This is a genomic window from Catellatospora sichuanensis (assembly GCF_007483665.1).
GTDB lineage: Bacteria > Actinomycetota > Actinomycetes > Mycobacteriales > Micromonosporaceae > Catellatospora > Catellatospora sichuanensis.
Genome location: NZ_VIQO01000013.1, coordinates 91906 through 109206, shown reverse-complemented (window position 1 = coordinate 109206; position 17301 = coordinate 91906). Strand labels below are relative to the sequence as shown.

Annotated in this window: 11 protein-coding genes; 3 read left to right on the top strand and 8 right to left on the bottom strand. The window is 69.0% G+C overall.

Translation table 11 applies throughout. The annotated features are described in order from the left end of the window. Nucleotides 1–8: 8 nt before the first annotated feature. A complete protein-coding gene (gene nhaA, locus FLL47_RS25470; protein WP_144123099.1) occupies nt 9–1256 on the bottom strand; it encodes a Na+/H+ antiporter NhaA in 1248 nt (415 codons plus the stop codon). 117 nt (nt 1257–1373) lie between these two features. On the opposite strand from nhaA, the gene FLL47_RS25465 reads away from it, so the two are divergent. Next, nucleotides 1374–2480, top strand: coding sequence for a C45 family autoproteolytic acyltransferase/hydrolase (locus FLL47_RS25465; RefSeq protein WP_144123098.1), 1107 nt, complete (start codon nt 1374–1376; stop codon nt 2478–2480). A gap of 158 nt (nt 2481–2638) precedes the next feature. Beyond that, complete coding sequence (locus tag FLL47_RS25460; protein WP_222106201.1) at nt 2639–4150, top strand: vanadium-dependent haloperoxidase; 1512 nt, start codon at nt 2639–2641, stop codon at nt 4148–4150. 68 nt (nt 4151–4218) lie between these two features. Here the strand turns inward: FLL47_RS25460 and FLL47_RS25455 are convergent, their stop codons facing one another. The 7 genes from FLL47_RS25455 to acs all read right to left on the bottom strand — a co-directional run bounded on the left by FLL47_RS25455 (nt 4219) and on the right by acs (nt 16166). Then, nucleotides 4219–6999 carry an immune inhibitor A domain-containing protein gene (locus tag FLL47_RS25455; protein WP_144123097.1) on the bottom strand — a complete coding sequence of 927 codons (2781 nt, stop codon included), beginning with the start codon at nt 6997–6999 and terminating at the stop codon, nt 4219–4221. A 442-nt stretch (nt 7000–7441) separates the two neighbouring features. Further along, a complete protein-coding gene (locus tag FLL47_RS25450; protein WP_144123096.1) occupies nt 7442–10216 on the bottom strand; it encodes an immune inhibitor A domain-containing protein in 2775 nt (924 codons plus the stop codon). Between the two features lie 389 nt (nt 10217–10605). Further along, nucleotides 10606–11160: a hypothetical protein gene (locus FLL47_RS25445; RefSeq protein ID WP_144123095.1), complete on the bottom strand. Its 555-nt coding sequence runs from the start codon at nt 11158–11160 to the stop codon at nt 10606–10608. A 392-nt stretch (nt 11161–11552) separates the two neighbouring features. After that, nucleotides 11553–12092: a hypothetical protein gene (locus FLL47_RS25440; protein ID WP_144123094.1), complete on the bottom strand. Its 540-nt coding sequence runs from the start codon at nt 12090–12092 to the stop codon at nt 11553–11555. Between the two features lie 24 nt (nt 12093–12116). After that, nucleotides 12117–13172 (bottom strand): helix-turn-helix transcriptional regulator, encoded by a 1056-nt coding sequence (locus FLL47_RS44240; protein WP_144123092.1) that lies wholly within the window; start codon nt 13170–13172, stop codon nt 12117–12119. Between the two features lie 426 nt (nt 13173–13598). After that, a complete protein-coding gene (locus FLL47_RS25425) occupies nt 13599–13835 on the bottom strand; it encodes a helix-turn-helix domain-containing protein (RefSeq protein ID WP_144123091.1) in 237 nt (78 codons plus the stop codon). 378 nt (nt 13836–14213) lie between these two features. Further along, nucleotides 14214–16166 (bottom strand): acetate--CoA ligase, encoded by a 1953-nt coding sequence (gene acs, locus FLL47_RS25420; RefSeq protein WP_144123090.1) that lies wholly within the window; start codon nt 16164–16166, stop codon nt 14214–14216. Between the two features lie 142 nt (nt 16167–16308). Here acs and FLL47_RS25415 point away from each other — a divergent pair, with 142 nt between their 5' ends. After that, nucleotides 16309–17049 (top strand): Fic family protein, encoded by a 741-nt coding sequence (locus FLL47_RS25415; RefSeq protein WP_144123089.1) that lies wholly within the window; start codon nt 16309–16311, stop codon nt 17047–17049. Nucleotides 17050–17301 lie beyond the last annotated feature (252 nt).

Genomic DNA, 17301 nt, shown 5'->3' with positions numbered 1-17301 from the left:
ACTGCAGGCTAGCGTGTGCGTACGCGGACCTGTCTGCGCAGCAGGGCCGCGGCCAGCAGCGATGCGATCAAGGAGCCGAGCAGCACCGCGCCCTTGATCCGGGCCTGTTGCTCTCCGTAGTCGAAGGCCAGCTCCGCGATGAGCAGGCTGACCGTGAAGCCGCATCCGGTGACCACCGCGACCGCGACCAGGTCGCGCCATTCCAGCGCCTCGGGCAGCTCGGCCAGCTTCGACCGCACCGCCACGACCGCCCCGAGCAGCACGCCGACCGTCTTGCCGACGACGAGGCCGAGCAGCACGCCGAGCGAAGCCCGGTCGGCGAAGATCGCGCCGAGCGCACCGGCGCTGATGGCGATGCCCGCGGAGAAGAACGCGAACAGCGGCACGCAGATCCCGGCCGAGATCGGCTGGATCCGGTGCTCCAGCGCCTCGGCGGGGGACTCGTGCTCGCCGGGATCGTGCTTGACCCGGGTGAGCAGGCCGATGGCGACACCCGCGATGGTGGCGTGCACCCCGGAGGCGTGCACCAGTGCCCAGGCGGCCAGCGCCAGCGGCACGTAGAGCCACCAGCCGCGGAAGCGGAACTGCTGGAGCAGGCCGTACACCACCAGCACGGCGGCTGCGCCGAGCAGCGGCAGGAACGCCACGTGCGCGGTGAAGACCAGCGCGATCAGCAGGATGGCGCCGAGGTCGTCGACGATCGCCAGGGACAGCAGGAAGACCCGCAGACTGGGGGGCAGGTCGCGGGCGCAGATGGCGAGCACGGCGAGGGCGAAGGCGATGTCGGTGGCGACCGGGACGGCCCACGCGTCGGACCCGCCGGGTGCGCCGAACGCGATGAGGAAGCAGAGCAGAGCCGGGACGACCATGCCGCCGATCGCGCCGGCGATGGGCAGCGCGGCCTGGCGCGGGCTGCGCAGTTCGCCGACGACCAGCTCGCGTTTGAGTTCCAGCCCGGCGACCACGAAGAACACGGTGAGCAGGCCGTCCTGGGCCCACTGTGCCACCGACAGGTTGAGGTGCAGCGACTGCGGCCCGAAGGTGTACGCGCTGAGCCGCTGATACGCGTCGGCCAGCGGCGAGTTGGCGATGATCAGTGCCAGCGCGGTGGCGCCGAGCAGCACCAGGCCGCCGATCTGCTCCGTACGCAGGAAGCGCACCACCTCGGCGGCGGCGCTGCGGGCGGCCTGGGCACGACGGCGCTGCATCCGCTTCTGGCGCGGGCTGGACTTCGGCCGGGTCCGGCTGTCTCCCATGATCCGGATACTACGGTTCCCATCGGGCGTGTACCGGGCGGTTCGCCGCGAAGCAGCCCTGATCGCCGGGTTTACCCGCTGGCGCGCCGAGCGGTGGGTGCGGCAGAGTGGCCGGGCATGAACACCCCCCTGACCGTGGTCGACGTGAGCGGCACCCCCGAGGAGATGGGTACGGCGTACGGCCGTGCCGCCGCCGATCTGATCAATCTCAACGTGACCGCCTATCTGGGCCGGTTCACCCGCGCCGCCGGACTCGACCGGGCGGCGGTGATCGAGCGGGGCGCGGCCTTCCGCGAGACGACGCTGACCCACCTGCCCCGCCTGGCGGCGATGCTCGACGGCGTCGCCCGGGGCGCGTCCGTCGCACCTGAGCTGATCTACGCGATCAACGCCCGCTCCGAGCTGCTCTACGGCACGCCCGCCTGCGGCTCACCCGGCGACTCCGGCGACCGGGGCGAGTGCACCAGCCTGGGCGTGCTCGGTCCGCGCAGCGACGGCGGGCGCACCCTGCTCGCGCAGAACTGGGACTGGCACCCCGATCACCGGGACTACAACGTCCTGCTGATCACCCGGGACGAACGCGGCCACGAGGTGCTGACGTTGACGGAGGCGGGCATGCTCGCCAAGTCCGGTCTCAACTCCGCCGGGGTGGGGGTCTGCGTCAACCTGCTCGGCTGCGACCGCGACGGCCGGCCCGGCGGCGTGCCGTACCACGTGCTGCTGCGCTCGGTGCTGGAGGCGGACTCGCTGTCCTGGGCGATCCGCAACGCGATGCGTGTACCGCGTTCGGCCTCGATCAACCTGCTGATCGGCCAGGCGGATCCGGCCGGCGGCGAGCTGATCGACCTGGAGCTGGTGCCCGGCGACGCGGGCTGGCTGCACCCGGTGGACGGGGTGCTGGTGCACGCGAACCACTTCGAGACGGCGCTGCCGGTGTACGACACCATCAAGGACTGGGGCGGCTCGTCGCTGTTCCGCTCGGCGCGGGCACGCCGGCTGCTGGACACGGTCCGCAAGCCGCTGACGTCGGCCGACCTGCGGGCGGTGCTGCAGGATCACCACAGCCATCCGGTCTCCATCTGTCGTCACGCCGATGAGCGCGATGCGATCGAGGACCGCTCGGCGACGATCTGGACCGTGCTCATGGATTTGGATGAGCGGTTCATCCGTCTCGTACCTGGACCACCGTGTACGGGGGGAGAAGGCATGACTTATTCCCTCTGATGTGGACTTGCGGGAGCTTCGGCGCCGCTCCCCCGCCGATGATCTCGTTATCGAGACGTTATCGAACGGGCCTGAGGACCCCCGACCTGCTCCATATCGTATGGACACAGTCAAATGTGTCCCATCGTGATGGGGTACATACACGGGGGAGGAACGACTTGACTCGGCTGAGAAGCCGGGCGCTGCTTGGCGCCCTGACACTGGTCGTCGCAGCGGTGGGAGCCGCTGTCATTCCGGCGGGGGCGGCACACGCCGTGGCACCCGCCGATCACACGCTCTACTGGAACGGCGTGCTCCTGCGCATCTACCGCATGGGCGGCGCGCCGGGACCGCTGGCTCGTGCCGGGGCGATGATGCACGCCGCCATGTACGACGCCGCCAACTCCGCCAAGTGCCGGGTGGGGACCACGGCGAATCCTGTCATCGACACCTGCATCGGCAAGAAGTACCTGGTCAACGTCACGACGGTGAAGAACGCCGGGGCCAACGCGCCCGTCATGAACACGGCCATCGACTACGCCGCCGTGACCGTGCTCCGCAGCCTCTACCCGACCGTCGACTTCGACGCGGATCTGGCCACGGCGCAGGAGGGTGTGGGCACGACCGGCAACCAGAAGGAGGCCATCTACATCGGCCAGACGGCCGGAAACGCGATGAACTCGGCGCGAGCCGCTGACGGTTCCACCAACACCCCGCCGTATGTCGAGGGCACCGTGCCGGGAGCGTGGCGCAACACCGGCTCCGGCTCCGCCGCGACACCCAACTGGGGCGGTGTCACGCCGTTCAGCATGACGTCCGGCACACAGTTCCGGCCGCAGCTGCCGCTGGGCTACGCGAACTACGCGAGCCTGCTGGCCAGCTCCGGATACGCCGCACAGGTCAACGAGATCAAGAGCTTCGGTTCGGCGACCTCCACCACGCGGACCGCGGATCAGACCCAGCTGGCGTGGTTCTGGGCCAACGACCTCGACGGCACCTACAAGCCGCCGGGCCAGCTGTTCGCCCACACCGCGATCCTCTCGCAGCTGCGCGGCCTGTCGACCACGTCGAACGTCCGGCTCTTCGCCCTGGTGGCGATCGCGATGGCCGACGCGGGCATCGCCTCGTGGGACGCGAAATACCGCACCGCCATCGACCTGTGGCGACCGGAGTCCGCAGTGCGGCTGGCCGACACCGACGGCAACGCCGCGACCGTGGCGGACCCGACCTGGAAGCCGCTGTCCGCGAACACCAGCGGGGTGAACTTCAGCCCGCCGTTCCCGGCGTACATCTCGGGGCATGCCACGTTCGCCGCCGCCTGGGCGGGAGTCATGAAGGCGTACCTCGGCACCGATGCGGTGACCTGGACCGCCACCACGGAGGATCCGCACGCCGTGGGCGTGACCCGCACCTTCACCAGCATCTCGGCGGCCGCGACCGAGAACGCGCTCAGCCGGATCTATCTGGGCGTGCACTACCGGTTCGACGCCGACTACGGCCTGGCGGCCGGTGACGGTGTGGCGACCCACGTCGTCGGTCACGAGCTCACCCAGTGGCAGCAGTACGGCGGCGTCTACCCCGACAGCCCCGCCTGCCACGGCGCCGGCACCGCCCTCGTCCAGGGGGGCTCGTACGAGGAGTACAAGTGCGTCGAGTACTCGAATGAGACGGCGGCGCTCTACGTGCGCTGACGCGTGACGAAGGGGGGCCACCGGCGCGATGCCGGTGGCCCCCCTCTTTTCGGATCAGTGCTGTCGGATCAGCCGTTCGCCGGCGTGACCAGCACGTAGGCGTACGCGTTGTCGTGCGGCGCCCACAGGAGGGTCAGCTTGACGCCGTTGGCGACTGCCGCGTCACCGGGGTTACCGGTGCCGAGGACGGTGAACCCGAGGTCGGTGCCGTAGACGTCGGTCGCGGGCGTGCCGTCGGGGTTGACGATCCGGGTGGTGTACGGCGCGTTGCCCTTCGACGGGATGACGACGCTGGCGTCGGCGTCCCGGTGGAACAGGCTTTCGCCGCGCAGCTCCAGGCCCGGCACCCAGCCCTTGGCGTCGGTGAAGGCACCGACGCCCTTCTGCGCCTTGAAGGAGGTGCAGTACTCGACGAACGGCTCGGCGGGCACCTCCAGGCACTCCTTGAACGGGTACGTCGGGTTCAGCGTGAACGCCGCGTTCGACGACTGCGGCCGGCCCTGCAGGTTCTTCAGCGTGGACGTGTCCTTCGTGGCCGCGACGCCGGTGCGGCGGAACGGGTCGAAGTGCGAGTCCACCAGCAGCAGGCCGCCCTTGGCGCCCACGCTCGGCAGCGCCGTCAGGTTCGCCGTGACGTGGTTGGTGCTACCGAACGTGGTGTCGCGGTACCACAACAGCATGCCGGGCGCGTTGTACTTGATCTTCTCGACCTTCCATGCGCCGTCACGCAGGTAGGTGCTGTCGTAGGCGTACTTCAGGCCGTTGTCGAACCCGTCGAAGTTGCGCCACTCGGCCAGGTAGTAGTGCGCCTTCGAAGAGGTGCCGGTGTCGATGCGCCAGCCGGGGCCGGTGGTGTCCGTCCAGGTGCCGCCAGTCGCGGTCCAGCCGTTGGCACCGCTCTCAGCGTCGTCGCTCCAGGTGGTGGCGCCGCCGCCGGTGACCGAGAGGTCGTCGACGAACCAGCCGCGCTCCTGGAAGGCGGCGTCGGTGGCCAGGCGCAGGCGGACCTGCACCGTGCTGCCGGCGTACCCGGACAGGTCGACGTAGTCGTGACGCCAGCCGTGGCTGTCGCCGGTCAGGCCGTACTTCAGCTTGAATGCCGTGTTCATGTTGCCGTTGGGGTCGGCGTAACCGTCGTCCGTGGACACCAGGTTGCCGGCCTCGTCGTAGATCTTGAGGTTGGTCCAGGTGCTGCCGCCGTTGGTCGAGACCTCGACGAAGCCGTAGTCCCAGTCCGCCTCGATGACGTAGTTGTTCCACATCCAGAACTTGGCGTCGGCCGCGTTGGGCACGGCGACCTCACGCGTGAGCTTGATGTCGGCCCAGTCCTGGTCCGCGCCCGTGTACCGCATGTTGGCGCCGCTGTGCGGGTTGGCCAGCGTGATGGTCTTCGGCGGCAGGTCGATCTTGATGCCGTCCTCGGTACCGACCGGCGTGCGGGAGGTCTGGCCCAGCTTCACGCTCGTGAGGCCGGAACCCGGGGCGAGCACCTTCGGGTCGGCCCAGCCGAGAACCCACTTGTCCCAGATGCCCATGTGCGTCGGCATCGCCTGGAAGATCGGGCCGGAGTGCGAGCCCGAGGACATGAGGTCCCAGAAGTCGATGCCGGACTCGCCGGCGCCCGAGGTGTCGTACAGGTCCGGCAGGCCGAGGTCGTGGCCGTACTCGTGGGCGAACACGCCCACGCCCGAGTCCTCGGGCTGCACGATGTAGTTCGAGATCTTCAGGTTGGTGCCGGGGATGGTGTAGCCACTGGGCACGGCCGAGGAGTGCGCCCAGATGGCGTACGTGCCCTGTGCGCCGCCGCCGCCGGACTTGTCCTCACCGGCGTGCACCAGCACCAGGTGGTCGATGACGCCGTCCGGCTCGTAGAAGTTGCCGTCGCCGTCCCGGTCGCCCTGGTCCTCGATGTCGTAGTCGGCCCAGGGGAAGTTCGGCTGGGCCGCGGCGAGCGCGTCCACCGCGTCCGTCGCCATCTTCTGCGGGCCCCCGGGGTTGTTCGGGTGGCCGTTCATCGACTGGATGGCCGGCATCAGCCATTCGCCGCTCTCGCCCTGGTAGCAGGTCGTCGCGGCGTACCAGCCCTCCGAGTGCGGCAGGGTGATCCACGGCGTCGCCTCACCGGCGACGGTGTAGGCACCCTTCGACATCTCCAGGTACATGTTGCGCATCGTCAGACCGGTGAGGTCGATGCCCTTTTTGCCGTCCGGACCCTTGAGGTCGGTGCGGACCCGCTTCGTGATGCCCGTGGAGGTGTAGAGCATCTTGTTGTAGTGGTCCTGGTTGAAGTCGGCGACCCACATGGAGTTGTTGTCCAGGTGGGACATCGTCGCCGGGTTCGGGATGCCGTTGTGCAGCGGACCGTTCTGGATCGTGCCCGGCACGCAGGTCCGGTTCGCCTCGGTCGACGACGTGACCATGGTGCCGGTGAAGTCGTCGTTCGCGTTCGGGTTGTACTCGACCAGCATCGTCAGCAGTTTGGCGACCTGGGTGGTCGGCGCCTGCTTGATCTTGCGGGGGCTCTTGCGCTCCCTGATGGACTTCGCTTCGAGCCTGGCGAGCTGGTGCGAGGTGAGCGGGTTGCCGGCGGCGTGCTTCTTGTCGAAGGCACGGGTCTTGTCGGCCTTCGCGCCGTAGACGCCGCCCGCGCCCTTGGTCTCCTTGCCCGTGGTGTCCGGCTGGATCGTGGGCTCGGCGTAGTTGATGTAGAACTCGCTGGGGCTGATCGTGGCCGTCGGGCTCGCGGCGGTGGCCGCGGTGGGTGCGTACAGCCCGACAGCGGCCAAAGCCAGCGCAGGGACGGCGGCTAGTAGCCGCCGTCTCCGCTGCGCATGGATGGCGTGCTTCATGGTCACTCCATTCCTCGGGGTGTCCGCCATGACAGGGGGCCGTGGCGGTAACAGGTGGAGAACGGGGGCGTGGGAGCCTGCCCTCCCACACCGACGCGGCCTCACGTGGCGGATGGGGTCTTGCGGCTCACGTGAAGCAAGCACTTCACAATCGCAAATGAATGCACCGTCAGGCATTGCCCGGACATCGGAGGGGATCACTCCGAACGGTCCACGATCACTGTCCCATCACGATAGATGAAATCAGCCGAACGGTGGATGTGTATGTCGGGTGACCGCTACACGGATGCCGTCAACCGTATGACGGCCGCTGGTCCCCCTCCGTTGTCGGCTCGACATCCCGTCGCGGCCCGGCTCCGGCCTTCATGCGCGAAAAAGGAGAGGGCGACCCGCCGAGTGCGGGCCGCCCTCTCCGTCATTGCTGCTCAGATGCTGTGTGCTGTCAGCCGTTCGCGGGCGTGACGTGCACGGTGGCGTACGAATTGTCCTTCGCGGCCCGGACGATGGTGATCGTGACGCCGTAGGAGGCGTCCTGGTCGCCGGGGTTGCCCGTGCCGAGGATGGTGAACCCGAGGTCGAGGCCGTAGGCATCGGTCGCGGGCGTGCCGTCGGGGTTGACGACCCGGGTGGTGTACGGCGCGTTGCCCTTCGACGGGATGACGACGGAGGCGTCGGCGTCCCGGTAGAACAGGCTGCTGCCCCGCAGTTCCAGACCCGGCACCCAGCCCTTGGCGTCGGTGAACGCCGCCACACCCGGCTGCGGCCCGAAGGAGGTGCAGTACTCGACGAACGGCTCGGCGGGCACCTCCAGGCACTCGTTGAACGGGTACGTCGGGTTCAGCGTGAACGCCGCGTTCGACGACTGCGGCCGGCCCTGCAGGTTCTTCAGCGTGGACGTGTCCTTCGTGGCCGCGACGCCGGTGCGGCGGAACGGGTCGAAGTGCGAGTCCACCAGCAGCAGGCCGCCCTTGGCGCCCACGCTCGGCAGCGCCGTCAGGTTCGCCGTGACGTGGTTGGTGCTACCGAACGTGGTGTCGCGGTACCACAACAGCATGCCGGGCGCGTTGTACTTGATCTTCTCGACCTTCCATGCGCCGTCACGCAGGTAGGTGCTGTCGTAGGCGTACTTCAGGCCGTTGTCGAACCCGTCGAAGTTGCGCCACTCGGCCAGGTAGTAGTGCGCCTTCACCGAGGTGCCGGTGTCGATGCGCCAGCCGGGGCCGGTGGTGTCGGCCCAGGTGCCGCCGGAGGCGGTCCAGCCGGCGGTGCCGCCCTCGACGTCGTCGCTCCAGGTGGTGGCGCCGCCGCCGGTGACCGAGAAGTCGTCGGCGAACCAGCCGCGCTCCTGTGCGGCGGCGTCGGTGGCCTGGCGCAGGCGGACCTGCACCGTGCTGCCGGCGTACGCGGACAGGTCGACGTAGTCGTGACGCCAGCCGTGGCTGTCGCCGGTCAGGCCGTAGCGGTTCTGGAACGTCGCCATGTTGCCGTTGGGGTCGGCGTAACCGTCGTCCGTGGACACCAGGTTGCCGGCCTCATCGTAGATCTTGAGGTCGGTCCAGGTGCTGCCGCCGTCGGTCGAGACCTCGACGAAACCGAAGTCCCAGTCCGCCTCGATGACGTAGTTGTTCCACATCCAGAACTTCGCGTCGGCCGCGGCCGGAACGGCGACCTCACGTGCGATCTTGATGTCGGCCCAGTCCTGATCCGTGCCGGTGTACCACATGTTGGCACCACTGTGTGCGGTCGCCAGCGTGACGGTCTTCGGCGGCAGGTCGATCTTGATGCCGTCCTTGGTGCCCTTCGGCGTGCGCGAGGTCTGGCCCAGCTGCACGTCGCGGTCCGAGGCGCCGGGCGCGAGGGTCAGCGGGTCGGCCCAGCCGAGCACCCACTTGTCCCAGATGCCCATGTGCGTCGGCATCGCCTGGAAGATCGGGCCGGAGTGCGAACCCGAGGACATGAGGTCCCAGAAGTCGATGTCCGACTCGCCGGCGCCCGAGGTGTCGTACAGGTCCGGCAGACCGAGGTCGTGGCCGTACTCGTGGGCGAACACGCCCACGCCCGAGTCCTCGGGCTGCACGATGTAGTTCGAGATCTTCAGATTCGTGCCGGGGATCGAGTAGCCGCCCGCGACCGCGGAGGAGTGCGCCCAGATGGCGTAGGCCCCCTGCGCGCCGCCGCCGCCGGACTTGTCCTCACCGGCGTGCACCATGACGAGGTGGTCGATGACGCCGTCCGGCTCGTAGAAGTTGCCGTCGCCGTCCCGGTCGCCCTGGTCCTCGATGTCGTAGTCGGCCCAGGGGAAGTTCGGCTGGGCCGCGGCCAGCGCGTCCACCGCGTCCATGGCCATCTGCTGCGCACCCAGCTTGTTGTCCGGGTGGCCGTTCATCGACTGGATGGCCGGCATCTTGTAGACGCCGTTCTCCAGGTAGCAGGTCGTCGCGCCGTACCACGCCTCGGAGTGCGGCAGCGTGATCCACGGGGTCGCCTGACCCTCGACGGTGTACGCGCCCTTCGACATCTCCAGGTACATGTTGCGCATCGTCAGACCGGTGAGGTCGATGCCCGCCTTGCCGTCCGGACCGGTGAGGTCGGGGCGGACCCGCTCGGTGATGCCCGTGGAGGTGTAGAGCATCTTGTTGTAGTGGTCCTGGTCGAAGTCGGCGACCCACATCGAGTTGTTGTCCTCGTGGGCCATCGTCGCCGGGTTCGGGATGGTGTTGTGCGTGGGCCCGTTCTGGATGTTGCCGTAGCCGCAGGACCGGTCCGCGTCGGTCGTGTTCGTGACCACGACGTCGGTGAAGTCGTCGTTCGCGGTGGTGCTGTATTCGACCAGCATCGTCAGCAGCTTCGCGACCTGGGTGGTCGGCGCCTGCTTGAGGTTGCGCGGGTTCTTGCCGGTCTTGATGGACTTCGCTTCGAGCTTGGCGAGCTGACGTGCGGTGAGCGGGTTGCCGTTGGCGTGCTTACGGTCGAACGCGCGGGTCTTGTCACCCGCGCCGCCGTAGATGCCGTTGGCGCCCTTGGTCTCCTTGCCCGTGGTGTCCGGCTGGACGGCGGGCTCGGCGTAGTTGATGTAGAACTCGCTGGGGCTGATCACGGCAGGTGCGGCAACGGCATTGGCCGTTCCCGGGCCGTACAGCCCGACAGCGGCCAGCGCCAACGCGGGAACCGCGGCGAGTAGCCGCCGCCTTCTCCGCGTTTGGATGGCGTGCCTCATGGTCACTCCATTCCTCGGGGGTCTCCGCCACGGGCAGTGGGCGCCGCGGCCGGAGGAACAGTTGGAGGGGAGGCATGGGAGCCCTGCCCCCCATGCCGATGCGCTTCACGAGCCTGTCGGAGGTAAAGGCTCACGTGAAGCAAGCACTTCACAATGGCAAATGAAGGCACCGCGAGGCATGGCCCGGATATCGGAGGGCGTCGTGCCGGAGTGTGGCAACGGGGTGACAGGCAAATGTCATCCGCCGACGGATCACATCCGCTGATCGGTGGATGCGATCTTCCGATCCACAGTCTGCTCCTGCGCGGGGTCACGGCACCGGGCGTCTGGAACGCCGAGAGGCGGCCCGCATTCGCGGACCGCCTCTCGGCGTCAGGACTCGGGAGGGGTCAGAGACAGAGCCCACAGCCGGGCCCGACCGGGTTGTCGCCGGGGCGTGTCAGATCGGTGACGGCGGGCATGGCGACGCGAGGCGAGTCGACGGGAAGCGCACCCTCGATCACCGGGTGCGTGCTGCCGTTCTCGGTGACCCAGCCGATGGACAGGCAGTCCAGGCGGGTCGTCTCGTTGGCCAGCAGACACACCGCCTGGACGTCCGTGCGGATCGGGAAGCTGCTGAGGAAGTCGTAGGTCCGCGGAGCGTCCGCGCTGAACGGCACGGCCCTACCGATGGCGTCGGTGCTGGTGTACGTCCCAAGCCCGAAGACATACCAAGGCGCGTACGGCTGCGAGCAGGTCACGATCGTGCCGCCGAGCTCGATTCGATAATGGGTGCCCCCCTCGGGCTGGTACGTCCGAGAGCTGTCGATCCAGCCGGTGTTGCTCGTACCTTCCGGGCAGATCAGCCACTTGAGCTGGACGGTCTTCGAGGAGGTCGGCGTCGCCACGGCGGGTGCCATCGTGCCCGCGGTGGCCAAGGCCATCGCGGCGACAGCAACGGACACAGCGCGGATGATTCTGTTCATGACTGTGGATCCCCTCGGGTTCGGGTCGGCCCGTCTCGTCGGCGGACGCGTGCCGCGCTGCCTCGGCGCCCGGTCGCAGGCCTGGCTGATATCGGCTGATGACGTATCTGTCCATGAGGGCGGACAGGGATCAGGGGCAGTTCCTGCCGGACAGGACAACCACTTGTACTGGACGTACTTGGCCGGCGGCGAGGGTGCGCCGTCTGCCGCCGCGGCGACGGTCGCCGGCAGCCTGCGGATGACTGTTCTCATTGCCGGTGCTCCTCGCGAGACGTTGCTTTCGGGTCCGTGCCGGTGCTGTATCGACCTGTGCGTGCGGTGGCAGGGCAGGCGGCCCGCTGCGGGCCGCCTGCCGCTGTCGGAGGTGGTTGTCAGGGGCAGAGCCCGCAACCCGGACCGATGGGGTCCGGATACACCGACATGTTCGTGACGGCGGGTGCGGCCACCCGCGGCGAGTCGACGGGCAGCGGGCCCTCGACGACGGGCAGCAGCACCCCGTCGGTGTCGACCCAGCTGATGGACACGCAGGCGAGGCGGGTCGTCTCGTCGGCGATGACACACACCGCCTGCACGGCCGGCCCAATCCCCCTCGTGCCGTAGTAATGGCCGTTGTACAGGTTCCCGAACCGGTAGGGATGGGCCTTGCCGGAGGCGGAGTTGCTGCTGTACGCCGCCAGGGCCCAGACTTCCTCGTCCAGCGTCGGCGATGCGCAGGGGAACACCTCGCCCACGAAGGACACCAGGGTGCGGCCCATGTAGTCGACGTCGGTCCACATCGAATCGATGCGTGCGGCGTTGCTCGTGCCGGCGGGGCAGTCGAGCCACCTGTAGTAGCGGAGCCCTCCGGGCACCGCCGTAGCCGGGGCGACCGCCGTGGCGGCCAGGATCATCGTGGTAGCGGTCAGGACCAAGGCGCGGAGGGTACGGCGCACGGGTCACTCCCCTTCGGGTTCGTGCGTGGTCTCGTCGACGGGCGCGTGCTGCGCTGCCTCTGCGCCCAGCCGTAGTCCGAGCTGGAACCGGTTGATCACGTCGTATCTGTCCATCAGCGCGGAGAGGGTGTAGGCGATGGTGCGTACGCTGATGTCGAGCTTCGCCGCGAGCGCGGCGTCGGTGTAGCCCCTGGCCAGCAGCACCACGATGGTGCTCTCCCGGGGGGTCAGGTGCGCGGGCGGTGTCCAATCGCGGCCGGGGTCCTTCGCCTGGGCCCATTGCTGCAGGAAGAGCGCCGTGAGCTCGGCGACGACCCGCGGTGCGCTGATCTCCCACATGCCGCGCGTACGGTCGGAGGGATCCTGCGGCACGAGCGCCGTGGCGCGATCAAAGATGATCATCTTGCCCGGCACCTGCGGCAGCTCCCGATACTGCATGCCGTGGAAGCGGAGTTCGGTGTCGTGCACCTCCGACTCGTCGTCGGTCGACGCGGGCACGCCCAGGCTGAGGAACGAGATGCCGCGGGCGAGCATCTTGCGCTCCGCGGGCGCAGCCGTCTTCAAGGCGGCGGCGCTGAAAGCCGGCTCCGGGTTCATGCTCATGTGTTCGTGGCGTTCCGCCGCCGCCAGTTCCAGGAGCCGCTCGATCGTCTTGGACAGGCCGTCGAGTGGCCGGGCGTCGTCGACGGGCAGTCGGCCGAGGTCGGTGACGATGTCGGGATACGTCATCCGGGTGAGCCGCTGGCGCAGCCGGTGCCTGGCCAGCGCGGTGTGGTGGTGCCGGTCGCGGAGCAGGGCCACCACCTGCGCGGGGGCGCGGGTGGACCAGATGCGGTCGTCGCCGGTCCCCTCGACGAGCGCCCGGCGGGCCGGGACGGCCGCTCCGAGCGCGGTGAGTTCGTCCAGGGCAGTGCGCACCAGCCGCGACTTCATCTCCAGGGAACGGCTGATGTGCTCCACCGACCAGGGCCCGAAGGTGATGAGGGTGCGGTAGACCAGGTCGGCGTGTGGCGACACGCCCCACCTCGTCAGTGAGGGCACGACAGGTGCGTCGAGCATGAAGGCCTCCCCCGTGAAACCTCTCCGATGCAGGCTCGTACCGCGCCGGACAAGAGCAATCTAGACAGGCGAATCAATGCCGACCAGAGCCCGTCCGACGGATTGCATGTTTGTGCAATCGCGACTAGTGATCTTGGAGGTGGGTCCGGCCCGCCCTATGTTCATCGGCATGACCTCCCCATCCAGGGCGGGTCGCGAGCCACGGGTCCCGGCGCATCGGCGGTGTGTACACCACGACGGCCGCGGGTCTCGGTGTCGCGAAGCACGTGCGTGCACGGCGGGCATCGCCCGACGTAGTACGGGGGACCACGTGCCGGCGGCGACGAAAGGGGCGGCTACCGGTGTGACGCCGGTAGCCGCCCCTTCGCACAGGTGACGATCGGCCTCGTCGCGGACGGGCACGTCGCGTGATCATCGCCCGCGTCGTCACGTGTCGTCGGGCTCCTCTTCGGCCGGTCTCTCGACGGGTGTCTGCTGCGCCGCTTCGGCTCCGAGGCGCAGCCCCAGCTGGAATCGGTTGGACACCTCGAACCGCTCCATGAGGGCGGACAGGGTGTAGGCGATGGTGCGCACGCTGATGTCGAGTTTCGCCGCGATCGCGGCGTCGGTGTGGCCTGCGGCCAGCAGCGCGACAATGGTGCTCTCACGTGGGGTGAGCTGCATGGGTGATATAGGCCCCCCGTCGAATCATGCCGGTGCGGGGTCCGCCCGGCCGGACTAGAGCAACCTAGACAGTGCTACCGGCACGGGCCAGGCCTGTTGTGCAGATTGCAGGATCCTGCAACGGTACCCAGTGATCTTGGTCGCTGGCCCGCGTCGGCTTATGTTCAGAGCACGACGTTCCTCCGGGTGGAGGTCGGGCTCCGGGTCCCGGCGTTTCGGCGGTGCAGACACCGATCGAAAACCGCCGAGGTCCCGGTGCCGCGAGGTACGTGCGTGCCCGCGGGCGTCAGCCGGCGGATACGGGGGACCGCGTGCCGACGATGACGAAGGGGCGGCCACCGGTGTCACACCGGTGGCCGCCCCTTCGCTCGGTTCGGGTCAGTCCTCGTCCGACTTGCTCGACTGCATACCCGCGGAGATCAGGTTCATCACCGCGGAGTCCTGCAGGGTCGTGACGTCACCGAGCGACCGGTTCTCCGCCACGTCGCGCAGCAGCCGCCGCATGATCTTTCCGGAGCGGGTCTTCGGCAGCTCGGTCACCAGCATGATCTGGCGCGGCTTGCAGATCGGGCCCAGCGTCTTGGCGACGTGGTCACGCAGCTCCGGCACACCGACCTCGGCCCCGCCCTTGAGGATCACGAAGGCGACGATGGCCTGACCGGTGGTCGGGTCGGTGGCGCCGACGACCGCAGCCTCTGCCACTGCCGGGTGGGCGACCAGCGCCGACTCGACCTCGGTGGTGGAGATGTTGTGGCCGGACACCAGCATCACGTCGTCGACCCGGCCGAGCAGCCAGATCGCCCCGTCCTCGTCACGCTTCGCGCCGTCACCGGCGAAATAGAAGCCCTGCTCGGCGAAGCGCGACCAGTACGTCTCCAGGAAACGCTTGTCGTCGCCCCAGATGGTGCGCAGCATCGACGGCCACGGACCGGTCAGCGCCAGGTAACCGCCGCCGCCGTTGCCCACGATCGAGCCGTCGTCCGCGACTACCTCGGCCTTGATGCCCGGCAGCGGGCCCATCGCCGAGCCCGGCTTGCAGTCGGTCACGCCGGGCAGCGGGGAGATCATGATGGCCCCGGTCTCGGTCTGCCACCAGGTGTCCACGACCGGGCAGCGGTTGCCGCCGATGTGCTCGCGGTACCACATCCAGGCCTCGGGGTTGATCGGCTCGCCGACCGAGCCGAGCAGTCGCAGCGAGCTGAGGTCGAACTGGGCCGGGATGTCGTCGCCCCACTTGGCGAACGTGCGGATCGCGGTGGGCGCGGTGTAGAGGATCGTGACGCGGTACTTCTCCACGATCTCCCAGAACCGGCCGCGGTGCGGGGTGTCCGGGGTGCCCTCGTACATGACCTGGGTGGCGCCGTTGGAGAGCGGGCCGTACACGATGTAGCTGTGCCCGGTCACCCAGCCGATGTCGGCGGTGCACCAGTAGACGTCGGTCTCCGGCTTGAGATCGAACACCGCGTGGTGGGTGTACGAGGTCTGGGTCAGGTATCCGCCGGTGGTGTGCAGGATGCCCTTCGGCTTCGCGGTGGTGCCCGAGGTGTAGAGGATGAACAGCGGGTGCTCGGCGTCGAACGGCTGCGCCTCGTGTTCGGGGCTGGCGTTGCCGACCACGTCGTGCCACCAGACGTCGCGCTCGTCGTCCCAGGCGACCTCCTGGCCGGTCCGGCGGACCACCAGGACCTTCTCGACGGTCGGGCACTCGGCCACGGACTCGTCGACGGTCGGCTTGAGCGCGCTCGGCGCGCCGCGGCGGTAGCCGCCGTCCGCGGTGATGACGACCTTGGCGCTGGCGTCCTGGATCCGGCCGCCCAGCGCGTCCTTGCTGAAGCCGCCGAACACCACCGAGTGGGTCGCGCCGATGCGGGCGCAGGCCAGCATCGCGACGGCGGCCTCGGGAATCATCGGCATGTAGATCGCGACCCGGTCACCGGCGTGCACGCCGAGACCGGTCAGCGCGTTGGCCGCCTGGCACACCTCGGCGTGCAGGTCGGCGTACGTGATGGTGCGGGTGTCGCCCGGCTCGCCCTCCCAGTGGATGGCGACCCGGTCGCCCAGCCCGTTGGCCAGGTGCCGGTCCAGGCAGTTGTACGCGATGTTGAGCTGACCGCCGACGAACCACTTCGCGAACGGCGGGTTGGACCAGTCCAGTACCTCGTCCCACGGCCGGGCCCAGTCCAGCCGCTTGGCCTGGGTCTCCCAGAACGCCAACCGGTCGGCGTCGGCCTGCGCGTAAGCCTCGGCGGTGACGTTCGCGTGCGCGGCGATCTCCGCCGGCGGGGGGAACCGGCGCGACTCGTGCAGCAGGTTTTCGAGGGTCTCGCTCACTACAGCGCCTCCCTAGGGGTGATGGTCATGCCCTGTGACGTGGGTCTCCGGGTGATGTTACGGCCCGATGTCCCCGCCTTACAGTAAGGGTCCCTAACTATTTTGCTCCGGCTGCCTCAGCCGGCTTCGTTACGCTCTGGCTGTGACTATGGATCCGCTGGCACCGCTGTTGAAACTGGCCGACGTCGAATCTGCGGTGAATGGCGCACGCGCTGCGGTGGACGGTGCGTACAAGCACCGCGCGTTGCGGCGCCAGGGCGGCATGGTGGCCGCGGAGATCAGCCTGCGCTGTGCGGTGGCCAGCGCCGCGCTGGAGGGCCACCGGTACGAGCTGAGCGACGTGCGCGGCGGCACCGTGCTGGACGCGGTGCTGCAGGGGGCGCTGCGGGTCGCCGAGGCGCTGCCCGGCCTCCACCAGCACTGGCACAGTGCGCCCCGGCAGGTGCTGGCGAAGCTGCACCTGCTGGCCGGCACGGGCGTGCTGCCCGCCGACGCGCTCGGCCGGCCCGCTCCGGAAAGCGCCGCCCGGCTGGACACCCTGCTGGAGATCGTGTCCGGGGAGGCGGGCAATCCGCTGATCCGCGCGGCCGTGGTGCACGGCGAACTGCTGGCGGCACAACCGTTCCCCGGCGTGAACGGCATCGTGGCCCGGGCCGCCGCCCGGCTCACCCTGGTCGGCAGCGGCTTCGACCCGCGGGGGCTGGTCGCGCTGGAACTGGCTCAGCTGGCTCGCGAGCCCGAGTACATCGGGGCCGCCGGGGCCTTCGCCACCGGCACCCCGGACGGTTTGCGTTCGTGGCTGCGCCACTACGCCACGGCGGTCGAGCAGGGCTGCTCGGAGATCGCCGTGGTCGGAGACGCCGTCCTGGCGTCGGTGGGCTGACAAAGTATGGATGGCGCCGCACGTTCGCGGCGCCATCGCGCACGTCCCGCCGGGTTACCAGGCGTGCACCTCTTAGCAACCGCCCTCAGTGGACCCGAAGATCACACCGGGACTTTGCCTTCACGACGGCTAGATCGCGCGTGGGTGCCCGGAGGCCGTGCCCGAAAGCCGGCTTCTGCCAGCTACTTCCAGCTGCAGAATGCTTTCGTAACCACTTTTCTACGCCCGTTTGAGGGTGATGGCCAGGCTTCG